The sequence below is a fragment of the Arthrobacter sp. P1_B11 genome, from assembly GCF_056406715.1.
Genome location: NZ_JBFTZQ010000004.1, coordinates 64,200 through 77,979 on the forward strand (window position 1 = coordinate 64,200; position 13,780 = coordinate 77,979).

At 65.8% G+C, this 13,780-nt stretch carries 14 protein-coding genes and 6 tRNA genes; 13 read left to right on the forward strand and 7 right to left on the reverse strand.

What is annotated here, in order from left to right:
* Positions 1–28: 28 nt before the first annotated feature.
* From AC1D14_RS04790 to AC1D14_RS04810, 5 genes are all read right to left on the reverse strand, one after another.
* Complete coding sequence (locus AC1D14_RS04790) at positions 29–1,621, reverse strand: RsmB/NOP family class I SAM-dependent RNA methyltransferase (protein ID WP_230116663.1); 1,593 nt, start codon at positions 1,619–1,621, stop codon at positions 29–31.
* A complete protein-coding gene (fmt, locus tag AC1D14_RS04795) occupies positions 1,618–2,538 on the reverse strand; it encodes a methionyl-tRNA formyltransferase (RefSeq protein ID WP_476876012.1) in 921 nt (306 codons plus the stop codon). The genes AC1D14_RS04790 and fmt overlap by 4 nt, the downstream gene beginning before the upstream one ends.
* A complete protein-coding gene (gene def, locus AC1D14_RS04800; RefSeq protein ID WP_476968137.1) occupies positions 2,535–3,137 on the reverse strand; it encodes a peptide deformylase in 603 nt (200 codons plus the stop codon). The genes fmt and def overlap by 4 nt, the downstream gene beginning before the upstream one ends.
* A 175-nt stretch (positions 3,138–3,312) precedes the next feature.
* A complete protein-coding gene (locus AC1D14_RS04805) occupies positions 3,313–4,158 on the reverse strand; it encodes a cytochrome (RefSeq protein ID WP_230116666.1) in 846 nt (281 codons plus the stop codon).
* 99 nt (positions 4,159–4,257) lie between these two features.
* Positions 4,258–4,329: transfer RNA gene (locus AC1D14_RS04810), tRNA-Val, on the reverse strand.
* Between the two features lie 252 nt (positions 4,330–4,581).
* On the opposite strand from AC1D14_RS04810, the gene AC1D14_RS04815 reads away from it, so the two are divergent.
* From AC1D14_RS04815 to AC1D14_RS04840, 6 genes are all read left to right on the forward strand, one after another.
* Positions 4,582–4,654 (forward strand) — tRNA-Gly (locus tag AC1D14_RS04815).
* A gap of 47 nt (positions 4,655–4,701) precedes the next feature.
* A tRNA-Cys gene (locus tag AC1D14_RS04820) sits at positions 4,702–4,772 on the forward strand.
* 38 nt (positions 4,773–4,810) lie between these two features.
* Positions 4,811–4,885: transfer RNA gene (locus AC1D14_RS04825), tRNA-Val, on the forward strand.
* Positions 4,886–4,941: 56 nt separating this feature from the next.
* Positions 4,942–5,014: transfer RNA gene (locus tag AC1D14_RS04830), tRNA-Gly, on the forward strand.
* A gap of 51 nt (positions 5,015–5,065) precedes the next feature.
* A tRNA-Val gene (locus AC1D14_RS04835) sits at positions 5,066–5,137 on the forward strand.
* A 156-nt stretch (positions 5,138–5,293) separates the two neighbouring features.
* Positions 5,294–5,539 carry an antitoxin gene (locus tag AC1D14_RS04840; RefSeq protein WP_476876009.1) on the forward strand — a complete coding sequence of 82 codons (246 nt, stop codon included), beginning with the start codon at positions 5,294–5,296 and terminating at the stop codon, positions 5,537–5,539.
* 163 nt (positions 5,540–5,702) lie between these two features.
* Here AC1D14_RS04840 and zapE read toward each other — a convergent pair whose 3' ends face one another.
* Positions 5,703–6,740, reverse strand: a complete 1,038-nt coding sequence (gene zapE, locus AC1D14_RS04845) for a cell division protein ZapE (RefSeq protein ID WP_230116668.1) — start codon at positions 6,738–6,740, stop codon at positions 5,703–5,705.
* A gap of 221 nt (positions 6,741–6,961) precedes the next feature.
* Between zapE and AC1D14_RS04850 the strand changes: the two genes are divergently transcribed.
* From AC1D14_RS04850 to ybaK, 3 genes are read left to right on the forward strand one after another with little or no spacing between them, the layout of a single operon-like run.
* Complete coding sequence (locus tag AC1D14_RS04850; RefSeq protein ID WP_230116669.1) at positions 6,962–7,882, forward strand: sulfurtransferase; 921 nt, start codon at positions 6,962–6,964, stop codon at positions 7,880–7,882.
* Positions 7,883–7,934: 52 nt separating this feature from the next.
* Positions 7,935–8,393 carry a SufE family protein gene (locus AC1D14_RS04855; RefSeq protein WP_230116670.1) on the forward strand — a complete coding sequence of 153 codons (459 nt, stop codon included), beginning with the start codon at positions 7,935–7,937 and terminating at the stop codon, positions 8,391–8,393.
* Between the two features lie 18 nt (positions 8,394–8,411).
* Positions 8,412–8,936, forward strand: coding sequence for a Cys-tRNA(Pro) deacylase (gene ybaK / locus AC1D14_RS04860; protein WP_476968138.1), 525 nt, complete (start codon positions 8,412–8,414; stop codon positions 8,934–8,936).
* A gap of 15 nt (positions 8,937–8,951) precedes the next feature.
* On the opposite strand, the gene AC1D14_RS04865 is transcribed toward ybaK, so the two are convergent.
* Positions 8,952–10,220, reverse strand: coding sequence for an alpha/beta hydrolase family protein (locus AC1D14_RS04865; RefSeq protein WP_476968182.1), 1,269 nt, complete (start codon positions 10,218–10,220; stop codon positions 8,952–8,954).
* 197 nt (positions 10,221–10,417) lie between these two features.
* On the opposite strand from AC1D14_RS04865, the gene AC1D14_RS04870 reads away from it, so the two are divergent.
* The 4 genes from AC1D14_RS04870 (at position 10,418) to AC1D14_RS04885 (ending at position 13,737) form a co-directional block, all read left to right on the forward strand.
* Complete coding sequence (locus tag AC1D14_RS04870) at positions 10,418–10,909, forward strand: hypothetical protein (protein ID WP_476881099.1); 492 nt, start codon at positions 10,418–10,420, stop codon at positions 10,907–10,909.
* Positions 10,910–10,923: 14 nt separating this feature from the next.
* Positions 10,924–11,388 carry a peptide-methionine (R)-S-oxide reductase MsrB gene (msrB, locus tag AC1D14_RS04875; protein ID WP_476968139.1) on the forward strand — a complete coding sequence of 155 codons (465 nt, stop codon included), beginning with the start codon at positions 10,924–10,926 and terminating at the stop codon, positions 11,386–11,388.
* A gap of 145 nt (positions 11,389–11,533) precedes the next feature.
* Positions 11,534–12,937: a DUF6421 family protein gene (locus AC1D14_RS04880; protein ID WP_476968140.1), complete on the forward strand. Its 1,404-nt coding sequence runs from the start codon at positions 11,534–11,536 to the stop codon at positions 12,935–12,937.
* Positions 12,934–13,737 carry an SDR family oxidoreductase gene (locus AC1D14_RS04885; protein WP_476968141.1) on the forward strand — a complete coding sequence of 268 codons (804 nt, stop codon included), beginning with the start codon at positions 12,934–12,936 and terminating at the stop codon, positions 13,735–13,737. Before AC1D14_RS04880 ends, AC1D14_RS04885 begins: the two co-directional genes overlap by 4 nt.
* The last annotated feature ends 43 nt before the right edge of the window (positions 13,738–13,780 follow it).

Below are 13,780 nucleotides of genomic sequence, written 5' to 3' on the forward strand. Positions count from 1 at the left end.
CGGGTGGCAAATCAGGGCTTGTTGTGGATCAGCGCTTCTTGTGGATCAGGGCCAGGAACATGGCATCTGTGCGGTGAATGTGCGGCCAGAGCTGGGCCGTGAGTTCGTGGCCCGCGTCAAGATGTCCGGTCAGGCTCACGGCATCGAGCGCGTTTCCGGCGTCCAGCAGTTCGAGGTCGTCGCGCTTGCGGAGTGCATCGCTGACCACCGCCGTGGTCTCGGCCGGGTGCGGCGAGCACGTCACATAGGCCACCACCCCGCCGGGCTTTACGGCGTCCAGTGCCGATTTGAGCAGTTCCCGCTGCAGGGGGCCGAGATCGACCAGGTCCTTGGGCGTGCGCCGCCACCGGGACTCAGGCCTGCGGCGCAGGGCACCGAGCCCGGTGCAGGGTACGTCCACGAGCACCCGGTCAAAGCGTTCCGGCTGCTCGCTGCCTACTTCCCTGCCGTCGCCGGTCCGGACGTGCCAGATGTCGTTGGGGACGGCGGCCAGCGCCTGCCGGACCAGTTTGGCGCGGTGGGGTGCGGGTTCGTTGGCCAGGAGGGTGGCGCCACGCTCGTTGGCCAGGGCGCCGAGCAGTGCAGCCTTGCCGCCGGGGCCGGCGCACAGGTCCAGCCAGGCTTCGCCCTCCCCCGCCACGCTGATCGCGGCAGGGCTGCCAAGGTCAGTACCGCCAAGGTCCACGGCAGCCAGTGCGCGGGCGACCAGCTGCGAGCCGACGTCCTGGACGCGTGTGGTTCCTTCCCGTACCGAGGAGAGCCGGCCGAGGTCCCCGCCGCTGGAAAGCGCGGAGCCTTCGACGAGTTCGCCCGGTGCAGCGCCGTTTTCGAGGGCCTCGTCCAGGCTGCCCAGTCCGGGCAGCGCTACCAGATTGACCACAGGGGCAGCATTGTCCGCCTCAAGGAGGTCGTTGATTTCGGTGACCGGTCGGCCATGCGCCACGAGAGACTGCCTGAACGCACGCACGATCCATTCCGGGTGGGCGTAGCGGACAGAGGCTACCTTGGTGGCGTCCTGCTCGTCGCTGAGCAGGACTTCCAGCCATTCCTCCAAAGTCCGGGCTGAGACCTTGCGCAGCACGGCATTGATCAGGGTGGACGGACCGGCGCCGATCACTGCGCGGGCCAGCCCCACCGTCTGGTCCAGCGCCGCATGGGCGGGAACGCGCATGGCCAGCAACTGGTGCGTGCCGATGCGCAGGGCATCCAGGACAGCCGGGTCCAGCTGGTCCAGGGGCCGGTCCACGCAGCGTGCCAGAACGGCGTCGTAGGTGCCCTGGCCACGCAGCGCGCCGTAGCTCAGTTCGGTGGCGAAGCCGGCGTCGCGCTTGTCCAGCCCGTGGTGCCGGATCCTCGACGGCAGCACGAGGTTGGCGTAGGCGTCCTCGGAGGCAACCGCGCGCAGCACTTCAAAGGCCACCAGCCGGGCCGGATCAGCGCGCCGGGTGCGCTGGGACGGTGCGTTCTCGGTGTAATTGCGTTGCGGGCCGCGGTTCCGTTCCCTGCCCTGGGCGTTCCGGAGACTGCCGTCCCGGCCCCGCTGGACGCCGCCCTGGCCGCCCTGTCCTGCACGCTGGGGGCCTTTTCCACGGCCGCTGCCGCTTGTCCCGGACTCGCTCATTCGAACACCACGCTTTCAAGTGAAGCCTGTCCGCGCGCCCAGTCAGCGGCGGTCATCATTTTCTTGCCCGCAGGCTGGACCCGGGTCAGCTCGACCGGGTGCGAGCCGGTTCCCACCAGCACGCTCTTCCCGTTGAGCGCCAGTGCCCCGGGCGCCAGCGCCGGAGCCTCGGGGCGCAGCAGCACGGGTTCGAGTTTCAGCCGCTGGCCGTCCAGGGTGGTCCAGGCGCCGGGCTCCGGGGTGACCCCGCGCGCCCGCCTCCCGACGGCAAGGGCAGGCTGCTGCCAGTGCAGCCGGCCGTCATCGAGTCCAAGCTTGGGAGCCAGCGAAACCTGGCCCTGCTGCGGGAGGGCCACGGCCTTCCCGGCATCCACCGCGGAGAGCGTCTGGGTCAGCAACACGGCGCCGCTGTGGGACAGCCTGTCCAGCAGTGCTCCCGCGGTGTCATCCGGACGGACCGCTTCGGTGAGCGTCCCGAACACGGGGCCGGTGTCCAGCCCCTCCTCCAGAAGGAAGGTGACGGCCCCGGTGACGTCGTCCCCGGCGATGACAGAGCGCTGCACGGGCGCAGCGCCGCGCCAGGCCGGCAGCAGGGAGAAGTGGAGGTTGATCCAGCCGTGGCGCGGAATATCCAGTGCGGCTCGCGGCACCAGGCCGCCGTAAGCGACGATGGCCGCCACATCAGGGCGGACGGCAGCAATCCTGGCGGTGACCTCGGCATCAACCTTGGCAGCGTGAATGATTTCAATGCCCAACTCTGCGGCGCGCGCTGCGACGGGTGACGGCGTGAGCACGCGTTTGCGGCCTATCGGCGCATCCGGCCGTGTCAGCACCGCAACGACGTCGAACCCGGCGTCTACCAGCGCATTCAGCGACGGGACGGCTACTGCCGGTGTTCCCGCGAAGAGGACCTTCATCCGGCGGCGCCGGAGCTGCCGGCACCGGACGTTCCGGCTCCGAAGCTGCCGCCCCCGAAACTGGAGCCGACCGTTTTGGCGCGCTTCGCCGTCGTCCGTTCGGTGATGGAGTCGTAGTTGGCGTTGCGGATGGAGCGGAGCGCAGCCTTGCGGTCCTCGCCTTCGAGGCGGTCCGTAAAAAGTATGCCGTCAAGATGGTCGGTTTCGTGCTGGAAACAGCGGGCGAGCATCCCTTCCGCATCGACCGCGACGGGGTTCCCGTGCAGGTCCACGCCGGTGACCCGGGTGGCACGGTGGCGGCGGACGGGGAAGCCCAACCCGGGAATGGAGAGGCAGCCTTCCACTTCGTCGGGTTGGAAGTCCTCGCTGTTTTCCAGCACGGGGTTGATGACATGACCTTCGAGCCCGCCGATCCGGTAAGTGAAAACCCTGAGGCTGACGCCGATCTGCGGCGCGGCGAGGCCTGCACCTTCCACGTCCTCCATGGTTTCGGTCATATCGGCAACGAGCCTTGCCAGCTCGGGCCCGAATTCCGTGACAGGGTCGGCGACCGTGCGGAGCACGGGATCGCCGATGATACGGATATTCAGAATTGCCATCTGCAGTCATTTCCTCACGGTGGACGGTAACGGATCCAGACCAGTTTAGTTGCTGCCGCCCCGCCGGCGCCCCTGGTGGTTACGGCTGCTGACGTGGATGAACAGTGCTAGGCGTGCTGACATGCGCCCGTGGTGAACTCCGTGCTCATGCCAGCATGGATCAGGTAAACACCGGTCAGGCAAACACCGGCGGCGCCACCGGCAGCAGTGCAGGCCCGGCGCTGAGGGTGTCGGCGGACATTTCCCAGACGCGCCGAAGCGCGCAGAACTTCCACCAGTGGTGCCGCAGCACCTCGGGATTCGCCCGGACGGGGCGCACCTCCGTCTCACCGATGGCGACTGCCAGCAGTACCGGAGCCTCACCGTGCCGCCAGGGTTCCCACTCCCCCGCCTCTGCGTCCACCAGGCTTTCCTCCGCCTTCATTCCGGCGACGAGCTGCATGACCACCTTGTCATCCAGCGGCTTGACCTGGCCGTCCCGCGTGGTCCCCTTGGTCTTGTAGTCAATGAGGCAGGTCCGTCCGTTGATCTTGGCCACGAGGTCCAGCGTTCCGGCGTACCCAACCGTCGCGTTCCAAACCGTGATCTCCGGCGCCACGGGCTCCACGCGGAACAGCTCCCACCACTCATCAAAGCGGGCAGCGAAGGCTTCTTCGCCATTGGACGCCAGTGCCTCGCGGGTTTCCTGCATCCGGTGGGGCTTGCCCAAGGCACGGAGCGCCACCTGTTCGCAGTAGTTGTGCACCCGGTCGCCGCGCCGGGCTGCGTCGTCACGGTACGTTTCTGCGGCCTTGGCCGCGCGGTTCACCGCCTGCCGGACCTTGGCCGGACTGCCCAGGATCTCGGGAAGGGAGGGATCCTTGGCGAGGCTGCTGGCGCCCATGTAGCCAAACCAGCCGTCCAGCCCATGGGGCTGCTGGCCGATGACTGTGGTGATGGAGGGCACCGAGAACGCTTCCGTGGTGGAGCGCGCGTACATCCGGCCGTATTCCGTGGCGTGGGCGAGAAGTGGATCAGTCATGGCGAGACTCTTTCACAGGGGGCTGACAGTTAAGTCGGGAAACAGAAAAGTCCGTCCCGCCCAGATTGATTTCCCTGGGCGGAACGGACCATTCATCGGTGGGCGATACTGGGTTCGAACCAGTGACCTCTTCGGTGTGAACGAAGCGCGCTACCACTGCGCCAATCGCCCCGATGCATTTGAATGCTAGCCCACGATGCGGGGTTTACGGAAATCGGGTGGGCGGCGGCGTACAGCGACCCAACAGAGACGCTCGAATTACACCTCTGTAATTCAAGAATTCGCCTAGAATTCAAGGAAGTACGGGGGTCTGCGCCAGCGTCGAGGAGGTCGATTTGGAGATTCCCTGAACCTCCTATAGAGTTTTTACTCGTTGGAACGCGAGGAAATGCCGCTCAAGGCAAGGAATCGAAGCTCCGAAATGCGGACGTAGCTCAGCTGGTAGAGCACCACCTTGCCAAGGTGGATGTCGCGAGTTCGAATCTCGTCGTCCGCTCGCAGGACACTGTCACGGCAATGATTCTTAAGAATCGATGCTTACACGGTGGGTTGGCCGAGAGGCGAGGCAGCGGCCTGCAAAGCCGTATACACGGGTTCGAATCCCGTACCCACCTCGGTGAAAACCATGGTTTCCGGTCTAACCGGATTCAATGGGCGATTGGCGCAGCGGTAGCGCGCTTCCCTGACACGGAAGAGGTCACTGGTTCGATCCCAGTATCGCCCACCAGAGCAAGGAAACTTGCTCGTTGTTGAACGCCCGGCCTGCCGGGACGTACTTCATGCGCGGACGTAGCTCAGCTGGTAGAGCACCACCTTGCCAAGGTGGATGTCGCGAGTTCGAATCTCGTCGTCCGCTCTCTGGAATCCTTTCGGATTCGAACCCAGGATTTACCGGTTTTCCGGTTCCGGGCGATTGGCGCAGCGGTAGCGCGCTTCCCTGACACGGAAGAGGTCACTGGTTCGATCCCAGTATCGCCCACACAGCAAGCAGCTCTCCGGAGCTGCTTTTTTCTTGCCCTCACGCAGCGGGACCCTCACCGGTTTGACAAATTTTGTCAACTGATTCTTGGCATAGAACCGACGCAGGGCTAGGATCGATTGCGGAGGAGCGATCTGGCTCCGCGATTGAAGGGAGGTGCTCGTGGGACTAATTGACGATCTAAAGGGCAAAGCTCAGGGTCTGATCCGCGGCAACGAGCAGGCCATCAAGGACGGCATCGAAAAAGCGGGCGACTTTGTCGACTCGAAGACGGGCGGCAAGTACGCCGGCCATGTAGATAAGGTCCAGGATGGCGCTTCCACCTACGTTGACAACGCAGACGGTACGCCGAACGAGGCCCCGGCGGGCCAGGTAGTGCCGCCGGTCGAGAAGGCTCCGTAACAAGGATTTGCCCGGGCATTGCCCCGACACGTCAACGGGGGCGCCGGTCCCGCCGAGAGGCGGCACCGGCGCCTTTGGCGTTTAAGTGCCCTTGGCGTTTAACTGCCCGTGTGTCGACTGCCTGAGGCGTTCAAGCACTGTTGACGCTTAAGCGGCCCGGTCGCTAGGACGGCTCGTGGTTCTGGCCTTCACGGGCCAGGGCGGTGAGGCGCGAGACCGCCCGGAAGTACTTCTTCATGTAACCGCCGGTCATCATTTCTTCCGTGAACAGCTTGTCGAAGGGGACACCGCTGGCAAGGATCGGAACGTCCTTGTCGTACAACCGGTCCGCGAGCACCACGAACCTCAGCGCAACAGCCTGTTCGGTAATCGTCTCCACATCCCGCCAAACAACACCGTCCACTCCGTCAAGGAGCTTGCGGTAGCGGCTCGGGTGCACACCGGCAAGATGCGCGATCAGGGTCTTGAAGTCATCCTCCGCCACAGTCTGGCCATCGAACTCGGCCTTCATGTGGGCGTGGAGTTCACTGTTCCGCAACGGGGACGGCGCCGCCGGCAGTCCGCGGTGCCGGAAATCCTCGCCGTCGATCCTGAGGACATCGAACTGGTCTGCCAGGACCTGGATCTCCCTCTGGAAATCGACCGCAGCGAACCGGCCGTCGCCCAGGGAGCCGGGCAGCGTGTTGGAGGTGGCAGCGAGCTTGACACCGGCGTCGGCGAGTTCGCGCATGAGCCGGGACATCAGGACGGTATCGCCAGGATCATCAAGCTCAAACTCATCGATGCACACAAGCTTGTAGGAACTCAGCGCTTCAACAGTTTTCCGGAAGGACAGGGCGCCCACCAGGTTGGTGTACTCAACGAACGTGCCGAAGGCCTTGGGCCCCGGGGCAGCGTGCCACAGCGACGCCAGCAGGTGGGTCTTGCCAACGCCGAAGCCGCCGTCAAGGTAGATACCGGCCCTTGACGTGTCCTTCTTCGCGAAGAGCCTTTTGAAAAGTCCCGCGCCGTCGCCGGCGCCCACACCCCCGGCGAATGCTTCCAGCGCGTGCACGGCTGCAGCCTGGCTGGGCTGCGAAGTATCAGGCCTGTAGCTGGCAAAGGACACCTGCCCGAACCTGGGCGACGGGTAGAACCCTTTCAGGAGCTCATCCACTGACACCGCCGGCGTCCGGGTGGCAAGCTTTTCGATCTGTACCAAGGTGGTCCGTTCTGCTGGTGACTTATCCCCAGAAAGAATACCGGCAATGGCACCGCCTCCAGCCTGCACGGTGCACGCACGCCCGGAAGCCGTGACCAAGCGCACATTTCGTCCTGTTAACGGGGGGAAGCTTTCACCGCGGCCCGTGGCTAGTGTTGGAGCAGTGACCGACCGGTTCCTTCGGCGGTCTGCCGTGACCGTTTCAGTGAAAGGCCATATGAATGTCCTACCCAGTTGAACAGAACGAAAAGTTCGCCGCCTACGCCAACCCCGAGCGGCTGGTCTCCACGGAGTGGCTCGCCGCCGCCATCGACGGCGGAGCCCTGGACAACGGAAAACTCGTGGTGGTGGAGTCCGACGAAGACGTCCTGCTGTACGAGACCGGGCACATCCCCGGAGCCGTCAAGGTCGACTGGCATACGGACCTGAACGACGAAGTGACCCGCGACTACGTGGACGGCCAGGCTTTCGCGCTCCTGGCCGCCGCCAAAGGCATTTCCCGCGACACCACCGTGGTGATTTACGGCGACAAGTCCAACTGGTGGGCCGCCTACGCACTCTGGGTCTTCACTCTCTTCGGACACGACGATGTACGGCTGCTCGACGGCGGCCGCGACAAATGGATCGCCGAGGGCCGCGAGCTGAGCACGGCCGTTCCGTCGCCCGCACCCGGCAACTACCCCGTCGTCGAACGCGACGACGCCCCGATCCGCGCGTTCAAGGAAGACGTCCTTGCCCACCTCGGAAAGCCACTGATTGACGTACGCTCCCCCGAGGAATACACCGGCCAGCGGACCCACATGCCTGCCTACCCCGAGGAAGGCGCACTCCGCGGAGGCCACATCCCCACGGCCGCGTCCATTCCGTGGGCACGCGCAGCTGCCGAAGACGGCACGTACCGGAGCCGCCCGGAACTGGAGGCGCTTTACCTGGACGAAGCCGGGCTGACGGAAGGCGACGACGTGGTGGCCTACTGCCGCATCGGCGAGCGTTCCAGCCACACCTGGTTTGCGCTGAAGTACCTTCTCGGCTTTGACACCGTACGGAACTATGACGGCTCCTGGACCGAGTGGGGCAATGCAGTGCGCGTACCGATCGTTAAGGGTGCCGAGCGCGGCGCGGTCCCCGCGGGCGTTAGGTAAGCAGCCGTAAGAAAGGGACCGGGCGGGAACAAAAGTGCGTAAGCTTGAAGCGATGAGTACTTATGCACTGCCCACCGCGCTGGCGGAAATTGTCGATGACTTCCAGGCACTGAGCGAGCCCGAGAGGCTCCAGCTGTTGCTGGAGTTTTCTCTGGGCCTGCCCGAACTGCCGGAGCGGCTGCGGGACCACCCCGAGCTGCTCGAGCAGGTGGTTGAGTGCCAGTCGCCGTTGTTTCTGACCATCGAGACGGAGAAGAACGACGGCGGGTCCCCCGCCTTCCGGCTGTTCTTCAAGGCGCCTCGCGAGGCCCCCACGACGCGGGGCTTCGCGGGCGTGCTCCATGAAGGGCTGGACGGCCTTACGGCTGAGGAAATACTTGCGGTGCCGGACGACATGCCTGAACTGCTGGGTCTCACCCGGGCCATCACTCCCCTCCGGATGCGCGGGATGACGGCAATGCTTGGGCGGATCAAACGCAAGGTTGCCGCTTCTGCCAGGCTCTCCAGCTAGGGTTTCAGGCCCGGGCCAATGGCGCGAAAGAACACTTCCCAGGGAACGCCTGCCACAGCCGCACTGGCTGCGGCGGGCGTTTCCTACACCCTGCACCCGTACAGCCACGACCCCGCCGCAGCCAGTTACGGGCTGGAGGCCGCCGAGGTGCTCGGGGTTGACCCTGCACGGGTCTTCAAGACACTCATGGTCGAGGTGGACGGCAGGCTCGCCGTCGGCGTCGTTCCCGTGAGCGGAAACTTGGACCTGAAGGCGATCGCGGCGGCCCTGGGGAGCAAGAAAGCCGCCATGGCGGATCCGGCTGCGGCCGAAAGGCGGACCGGCTACCTCCTGGGCGGCATCTCGCCCCTGGGCCAGCGGCAGCCCTCCCCCACCGTCATCGACGACAGCGCGCTGGCGCTGGCCACCATCCTCGTTTCCGGCGGCCGCAGGGGCCTCGACATCGAACTCGGCCCCACGGACCTGATCCGCCTCACGAAGGCCATCACCGCACCGATCAGCACGGTAGCGGCCAGCGCCAAAACCATCACCGGCGGGCGCTAATCGCCCCAGCCGGCGCTAATCCCCCAGGTCACGTTCCACGCCGGACTGCCGGCCGGGAGCCTGCCCGGGACCGGGCTGACCCGGATTCAACTGTCCTGGATTGAGCCGGGGCGCAAGCTGCTGCTGCAGCCAGGCCTTGACCAGGCTCTCCCACCGGACCGGATCGACATTCCACTCCTTGGCATGCCTCGCCTGCCCGAACGCCTCGAACGTCACCATTTCGGGGTTCTTCTCCGCGAGGACAGCGGATGGTCTGTACGGCACGTATTCGTCGTCCACGCTGTGAATAATCAGGGTCGGCGTCCGGAGTTCCACCGCCCGGGACACCCAGTCCATGGCCTTCAGGTCCACCGGCGCAGCCAGCCCGGTGAGGCGGCGCCCGAGGCGGTGACCCATCATCAGCTGGCCATACCGGCCGACACCGGACGGGATCCTGTTCAGTTCGGCGTGGTGCGCCAGCACGTTGACCCAGTCGATGACGGGTGCGTCGAGGACCATGGCCCGGATGGCATTGCGGTGCCTCGAGAGATCGGCAGTCTGCAGGCAAATGGCGCCGCCCATGGACCAGCCGAAGAGCACCACCTCCCGGGCCCCATGGGAGAGGGCGAAGGCGATGGCGGCGTCGATATCCCGCCATTCGGTGGATCCCAGGCCGTACCTGCCATCCGGCGCCGAGGGCGCCAGCCCGTCGTTTCGGTAGGAAACCAGGAGGCTGGTCAGTCCCAGCTCGTGCGCGGCCCGGGCTGCACGCAGGCTTTCCTGCCGGGTGGCACCGCGGCCGTGGACCATGATGGCCCACGTTTCGGCGCCGGGCTCGGCGCGGATCAGCCACGCGGGAGCTGTTCCGCCATCGACTTCAATGCCGACGTCCTCCGAGGCAAGTCCGACGGCGGAGGGATCGGGATACACGGCACCACTCCACCAGCCGCGGCGCGCGGTTTCCAGGTTTCCCTGGTAGACAGTCTCCACCTCGCGCAGCACTGTGCGCTCGGCCGGAGAGTAGGACAGGACCCTGCCGATCCTCGCGTGGCCGTTCCCGTCATCGAAGAAGAGGCTGTACACGCCGTCCTGGGTTGTCTCCGGTGTCGCGGCAAGGATGACCTGCAGGCCCCTGCCCACCCTGATCACGGCCAGCACTTCCTGGTCGGCCGGCCGCGCACGGGAGGGCGTCAGTACGCGCCTGGCGAAGTACAGCGCCAGCGCCGACGATCCGGCCCCCAGGAGTGCCGCCGCAGCGCTGCCGGCAATAATTCCGCCGAGCGTCCATTTAGCCCGCAGGGTCATCTTGCTGGCCGGCTGCGCCGTGGTGTCCAGCAGGGCCGCCGCCCCTTGCTGGCCGGTGCCGGGAATCAGGTGGCGCTGCAGCTCTGTGCCTGGCCGGAAGGAGGAGTCCATTGCACCATTGTTACCGGAGTCGGCTCCCGAGGCACATCCGGTGGCAAATGCATGCGGGCACGGTTCCGCCGGGCTAGGCTGATGGCATGAGCGATCCAATCGTCATTCTCACAGAAGAGCCGCTGGGTGCGGACGACCGCGTCAACATCGAACGCCTGGTGAACGGGGGTGACGCGCCTCTGGTCGTGCTGGTCCCAGCCAACACGGAACGGCATCTGCTGGTGGATTTCCTTGAAAACCTCTCCATGCTGGACATCGCCAAGGCCTTCCGGGAGCTGACGGCACACGCACCGGATCCGGACACGCAGCGGGCGGCCGCGGCGGAGACATTGTCCGTCTCGCTCCGCGCCCTTGAGGGTCTCGGCAGCGGGGTCTCAGGCGAGACGGTGGATGGCGGGGCGGTCAACGGCCTGGTGGCCAAGGTGAAGGAACTCGGCGCCGCACAGGCCGTCGTCATCACTCGGCCGCACGCGGTATCAGACACCTTCCACACCGACTGGGCCAACAAGGCCCAGGACCGCCTGGGCCTCCCCGTGCTTCACCTGTACGCGGGCTCGGGATTTATCGGCGACTCCTGAGCGTTGATGAGGCTATGAGCACTCCAGAAAAAGCTGAAAACACGGCAGGCACGCCGGTGGTCCGGAGCGACGACGAATGGCGCCGCGAACTCACCCCGGAGGAGTACCGTGTGCTGCGCCAGGCCGGCACGGAACGCCCGTACACGGGCGAGTACTGGGACACCCACACTGCGGGCGTCTACCAGTGCCGGGCGTGCGGGACCGAACTGTTCACCAGCAACGAGAAATTCGATTCCCACTGCGGCTGGCCCTCCTTTTGGGCACCCTTGGCAGAGGGAACGGTGCGGTATATCCACGACCGCACTCTCGGAATGGACCGCGTCGAGGTGCGGTGCACCAACTGTGATTCCCATCTGGGGCACCTCTTTGAGGGCGAAGGCTACGGCACGCCCACCGACCAGCGGTACTGCATCAACTCGGTCTCCCTGAGGCTGGTCACGGGCGAGAACGCAGACAGCACCGCGGCCACGGAGTCCTGAGGCTTCCCGGCGCTACACCTGGCCGGCGTGAACTGATCGATGAGCCTCACAGTTTCTTATGCTGAGGCCTAAAATGGATTAGGAACTCTGGCTGCTTGTTACGCTCGGCGTAGATGCTCAGGCAACCAGGAAGGCCACGCCGAAGATGACCATTACAGTTACTACCGCCCCCGCAAGGATCTCCGCGGACCACCCCGAATGGCGGCAGCTCAAGGCAGCAGCCACGGCCTTGCGCGGACTGCAGGTCCAGGACGGCTCCGTCCCGGACAAAGCGGACCACGCAGCCGCGGCGGGCCTCGTTTTGGCCATCATTGACGCCGTCGAAGCCCTTTCACCGTCCTTCCCGCACGATGCCCGCTACCTGGAACTCCTGGCCCGCGACTTCACCCGCTGGATGGAGGCCGGATTCGGCATCCCTGACTTCCTGGATTCCCTGCTGGCGTTCCAGCCCCAGGAGCACCGCCACAACGGGCTTCAGCACCTGGCGGTCTTCCCCATGTACACCCAGAACGGCAGCAACAGCCGGCTCGTTGAGGCTGTGCTGATCGACGTGATCTGGCCCGAATTCATCGCCGGGCTCGAAGAGGGAGAATACTCCAACAAGCTGTTCGTCCCCATCCGTTTCCTCGACTTCACACCTGGCTACGACACCAACTCCGCCGTGCTGTTCCCGGAGACCGTGGCCGTCCGCGAAACCCCCAAATTCACCTGGGGCGCGATCTTCGCAGACCGTGAGGCCGCCCGCTTCCGCCGGGTCCTCCGCGCCGCCGCGGACACCACGTCCCTGGAACTGCCCGCCGGGGCCGCCGAACTTCTCGAGGACCAGGAACTCACCGAGGAAACGTTTGTGATGTGGGATCTGATCCACGACCGCACGCACATGCGCGGCGACCTGCCCTTCGACCCGTTCATGATCAAGCAGCGCATGCCGTTCTTCCTGTACTCGCTGGAAGAGCTGCGCTGCGACCTGACGGCCTTCCGGGAATCCGTGAAAATCGAAAAGGACGAAGCCGCCGATCCTGAGGCCCGCCGGCATGCCAAGCTGGTCCAGTACGCCGTCATTTTCGACCGCATTTTTCGCTTTGCCATCACGGGCAGCCGGGTCCGCAACTACGACGGACTGGGCGGTCAGCTGCTGTTCGCCTGGCTGCACCAGCACCGCGTGCTGCACTGGACCGACAGCCGCCTCAGCCTCGACTGGGACGAAGTTGCCGGCGTCGTCATTGACCTCGGCGCCCGGATCGAGGAGCTGTACTGGCGCTCCATCGACCGGCCCAAGACCGCCCACTGGCTGGCGGCTTACGAGCTCATCTCCGGAACGCTGACCCCCAACCCGGCCTCGGTCTGGGCCAAGGGGCCGGGGGCCCTCCCCCTGGACGGGCCGCCGCGCGGCCTCACCGACCAGGTGCTGGACGACGAGTTCCCGCTGTCCATGTTCTACGAAGCGCTTGAAAAGAAGATGCGCCACGTGATCGAGTCGACCGCCGGCATCACCGGATCATCAGACGCAACCGGCACCGGCCCCGCCGCGGAGGCGATGACCGAATGACCGGAAACAGCACCCCCACCGTCGTGGTCACCGGCGGGAGCGGCCCATCGGGCATCGCCGTGGCACGCGCCCTGGCGCGGGCCGGCTTCGCAGTATACACCGTCGGGTCGGACAAAGACCGGATCGAAGCCGCCGCGGCGCAGACCGGCAGCGGTGTCACTCCTCTCATCTGCGATCTCGGCAGCCTGCCGGCCGTCCGAGAACTCCGCGGGGCCCTCGCGCGGACAGCGGGCAGGATCGACGGCGTCATCCACCTCGTGGGCGGCTGGCGCGGGGCCCAGGGTATCGCCGACCAGAGCGACGAGGACTGGGACTTCCTGGAACGCAGCTCCGTGACGACGCTCAGGAACGTGTCCAGGGTGTTCTACGACGACCTCGCAGCATCTGAGGTCGGCCGGTTTGCCATGGTGTCCTCGACGGCGGTCACCGCGCCGTCCGCCGGCGTTGCCAGTTATGCGGCGGCCAAGGCCGCCGCCGAGGCGTGGACCATGGCAGTGGCGGACGGGTTCCGCCAGGACCAGCACTCCGAAAGGCAGGCAGGAGCAGGGCAGGCAGGCGGCGGCCGGCACCTCTCCGACGAACCGTCCCGTGACGAAGAACAGTCCAGTGACGCTGAACAGCACAGCGCCGCCGTCGTCCTCGTGGTCAAGGCGCTCGTGGACGGTGCCATGCGGAGCCGCCAGCCCGAACGCAAGTTTCCCGGTTACACCGACGTCGAGGATCTGGCAGCCGCCGTCGTCGGCCTGTTCGGAAAACCCGCCGCTGAACTGAATGGGCAACGGATGCTGCTGACCCAGTGACAGCAGCAATACCTGGCCGGAACTCCTTAGACTGAAAGCGTGA

What these genes read in the sequence shown, in the direction of transcription:
- AC1D14_RS04865 (WP_476968182.1), bottom strand. Translation starts at nt 10,220, where the DNA reads ATGACCCTGCGGGCTAAATGGACGCTCGGCGGAATTATTGCCGGCAGC.
- AC1D14_RS04870 (WP_476881099.1), top strand. Translation starts at nt 10,418, where the DNA reads ATGAGCGATCCAATCGTCATTCTCACAGAAGAGCCGCTGGGTGCGGAC.
- AC1D14_RS04790 (WP_230116663.1), bottom strand. Translation starts at nt 1,621, where the DNA reads ATGAGCGAGTCCGGGACAAGCGGCAGCGGCCGTGGAAAAGGCCCCCAG.
- AC1D14_RS04855 (WP_230116670.1), top strand. Translation starts at nt 7,935, where the DNA reads ATGAGTACTTATGCACTGCCCACCGCGCTGGCGGAAATTGTCGATGAC.
- AC1D14_RS04850 (WP_230116669.1), top strand. Translation starts at nt 6,962, where the DNA reads ATGTCCTACCCAGTTGAACAGAACGAAAAGTTCGCCGCCTACGCCAAC.
- msrB (WP_476968139.1), top strand. Translation starts at nt 10,924, where the DNA reads ATGAGCACTCCAGAAAAAGCTGAAAACACGGCAGGCACGCCGGTGGTC.
- AC1D14_RS04880 (WP_476968140.1), top strand. Translation starts at nt 11,534, where the DNA reads ATGACCATTACAGTTACTACCGCCCCCGCAAGGATCTCCGCGGACCAC.
- AC1D14_RS04805 (WP_230116666.1), bottom strand. Translation starts at nt 4,158, where the DNA reads ATGACTGATCCACTTCTCGCCCACGCCACGGAATACGGCCGGATGTAC.
- AC1D14_RS04885 (WP_476968141.1), top strand. Translation starts at nt 12,934, where the DNA reads ATGACCGGAAACAGCACCCCCACCGTCGTGGTCACCGGCGGGAGCGGC.
- ybaK (WP_476968138.1), top strand. Translation starts at nt 8,412, where the DNA reads ATGGCGCGAAAGAACACTTCCCAGGGAACGCCTGCCACAGCCGCACTG.
- def (WP_476968137.1), bottom strand. Translation starts at nt 3,137, where the DNA reads ATGGCAATTCTGAATATCCGTATCATCGGCGATCCCGTGCTCCGCACG.
- fmt (WP_476876012.1), bottom strand. Translation starts at nt 2,538, where the DNA reads ATGAAGGTCCTCTTCGCGGGAACACCGGCAGTAGCCGTCCCGTCGCTG.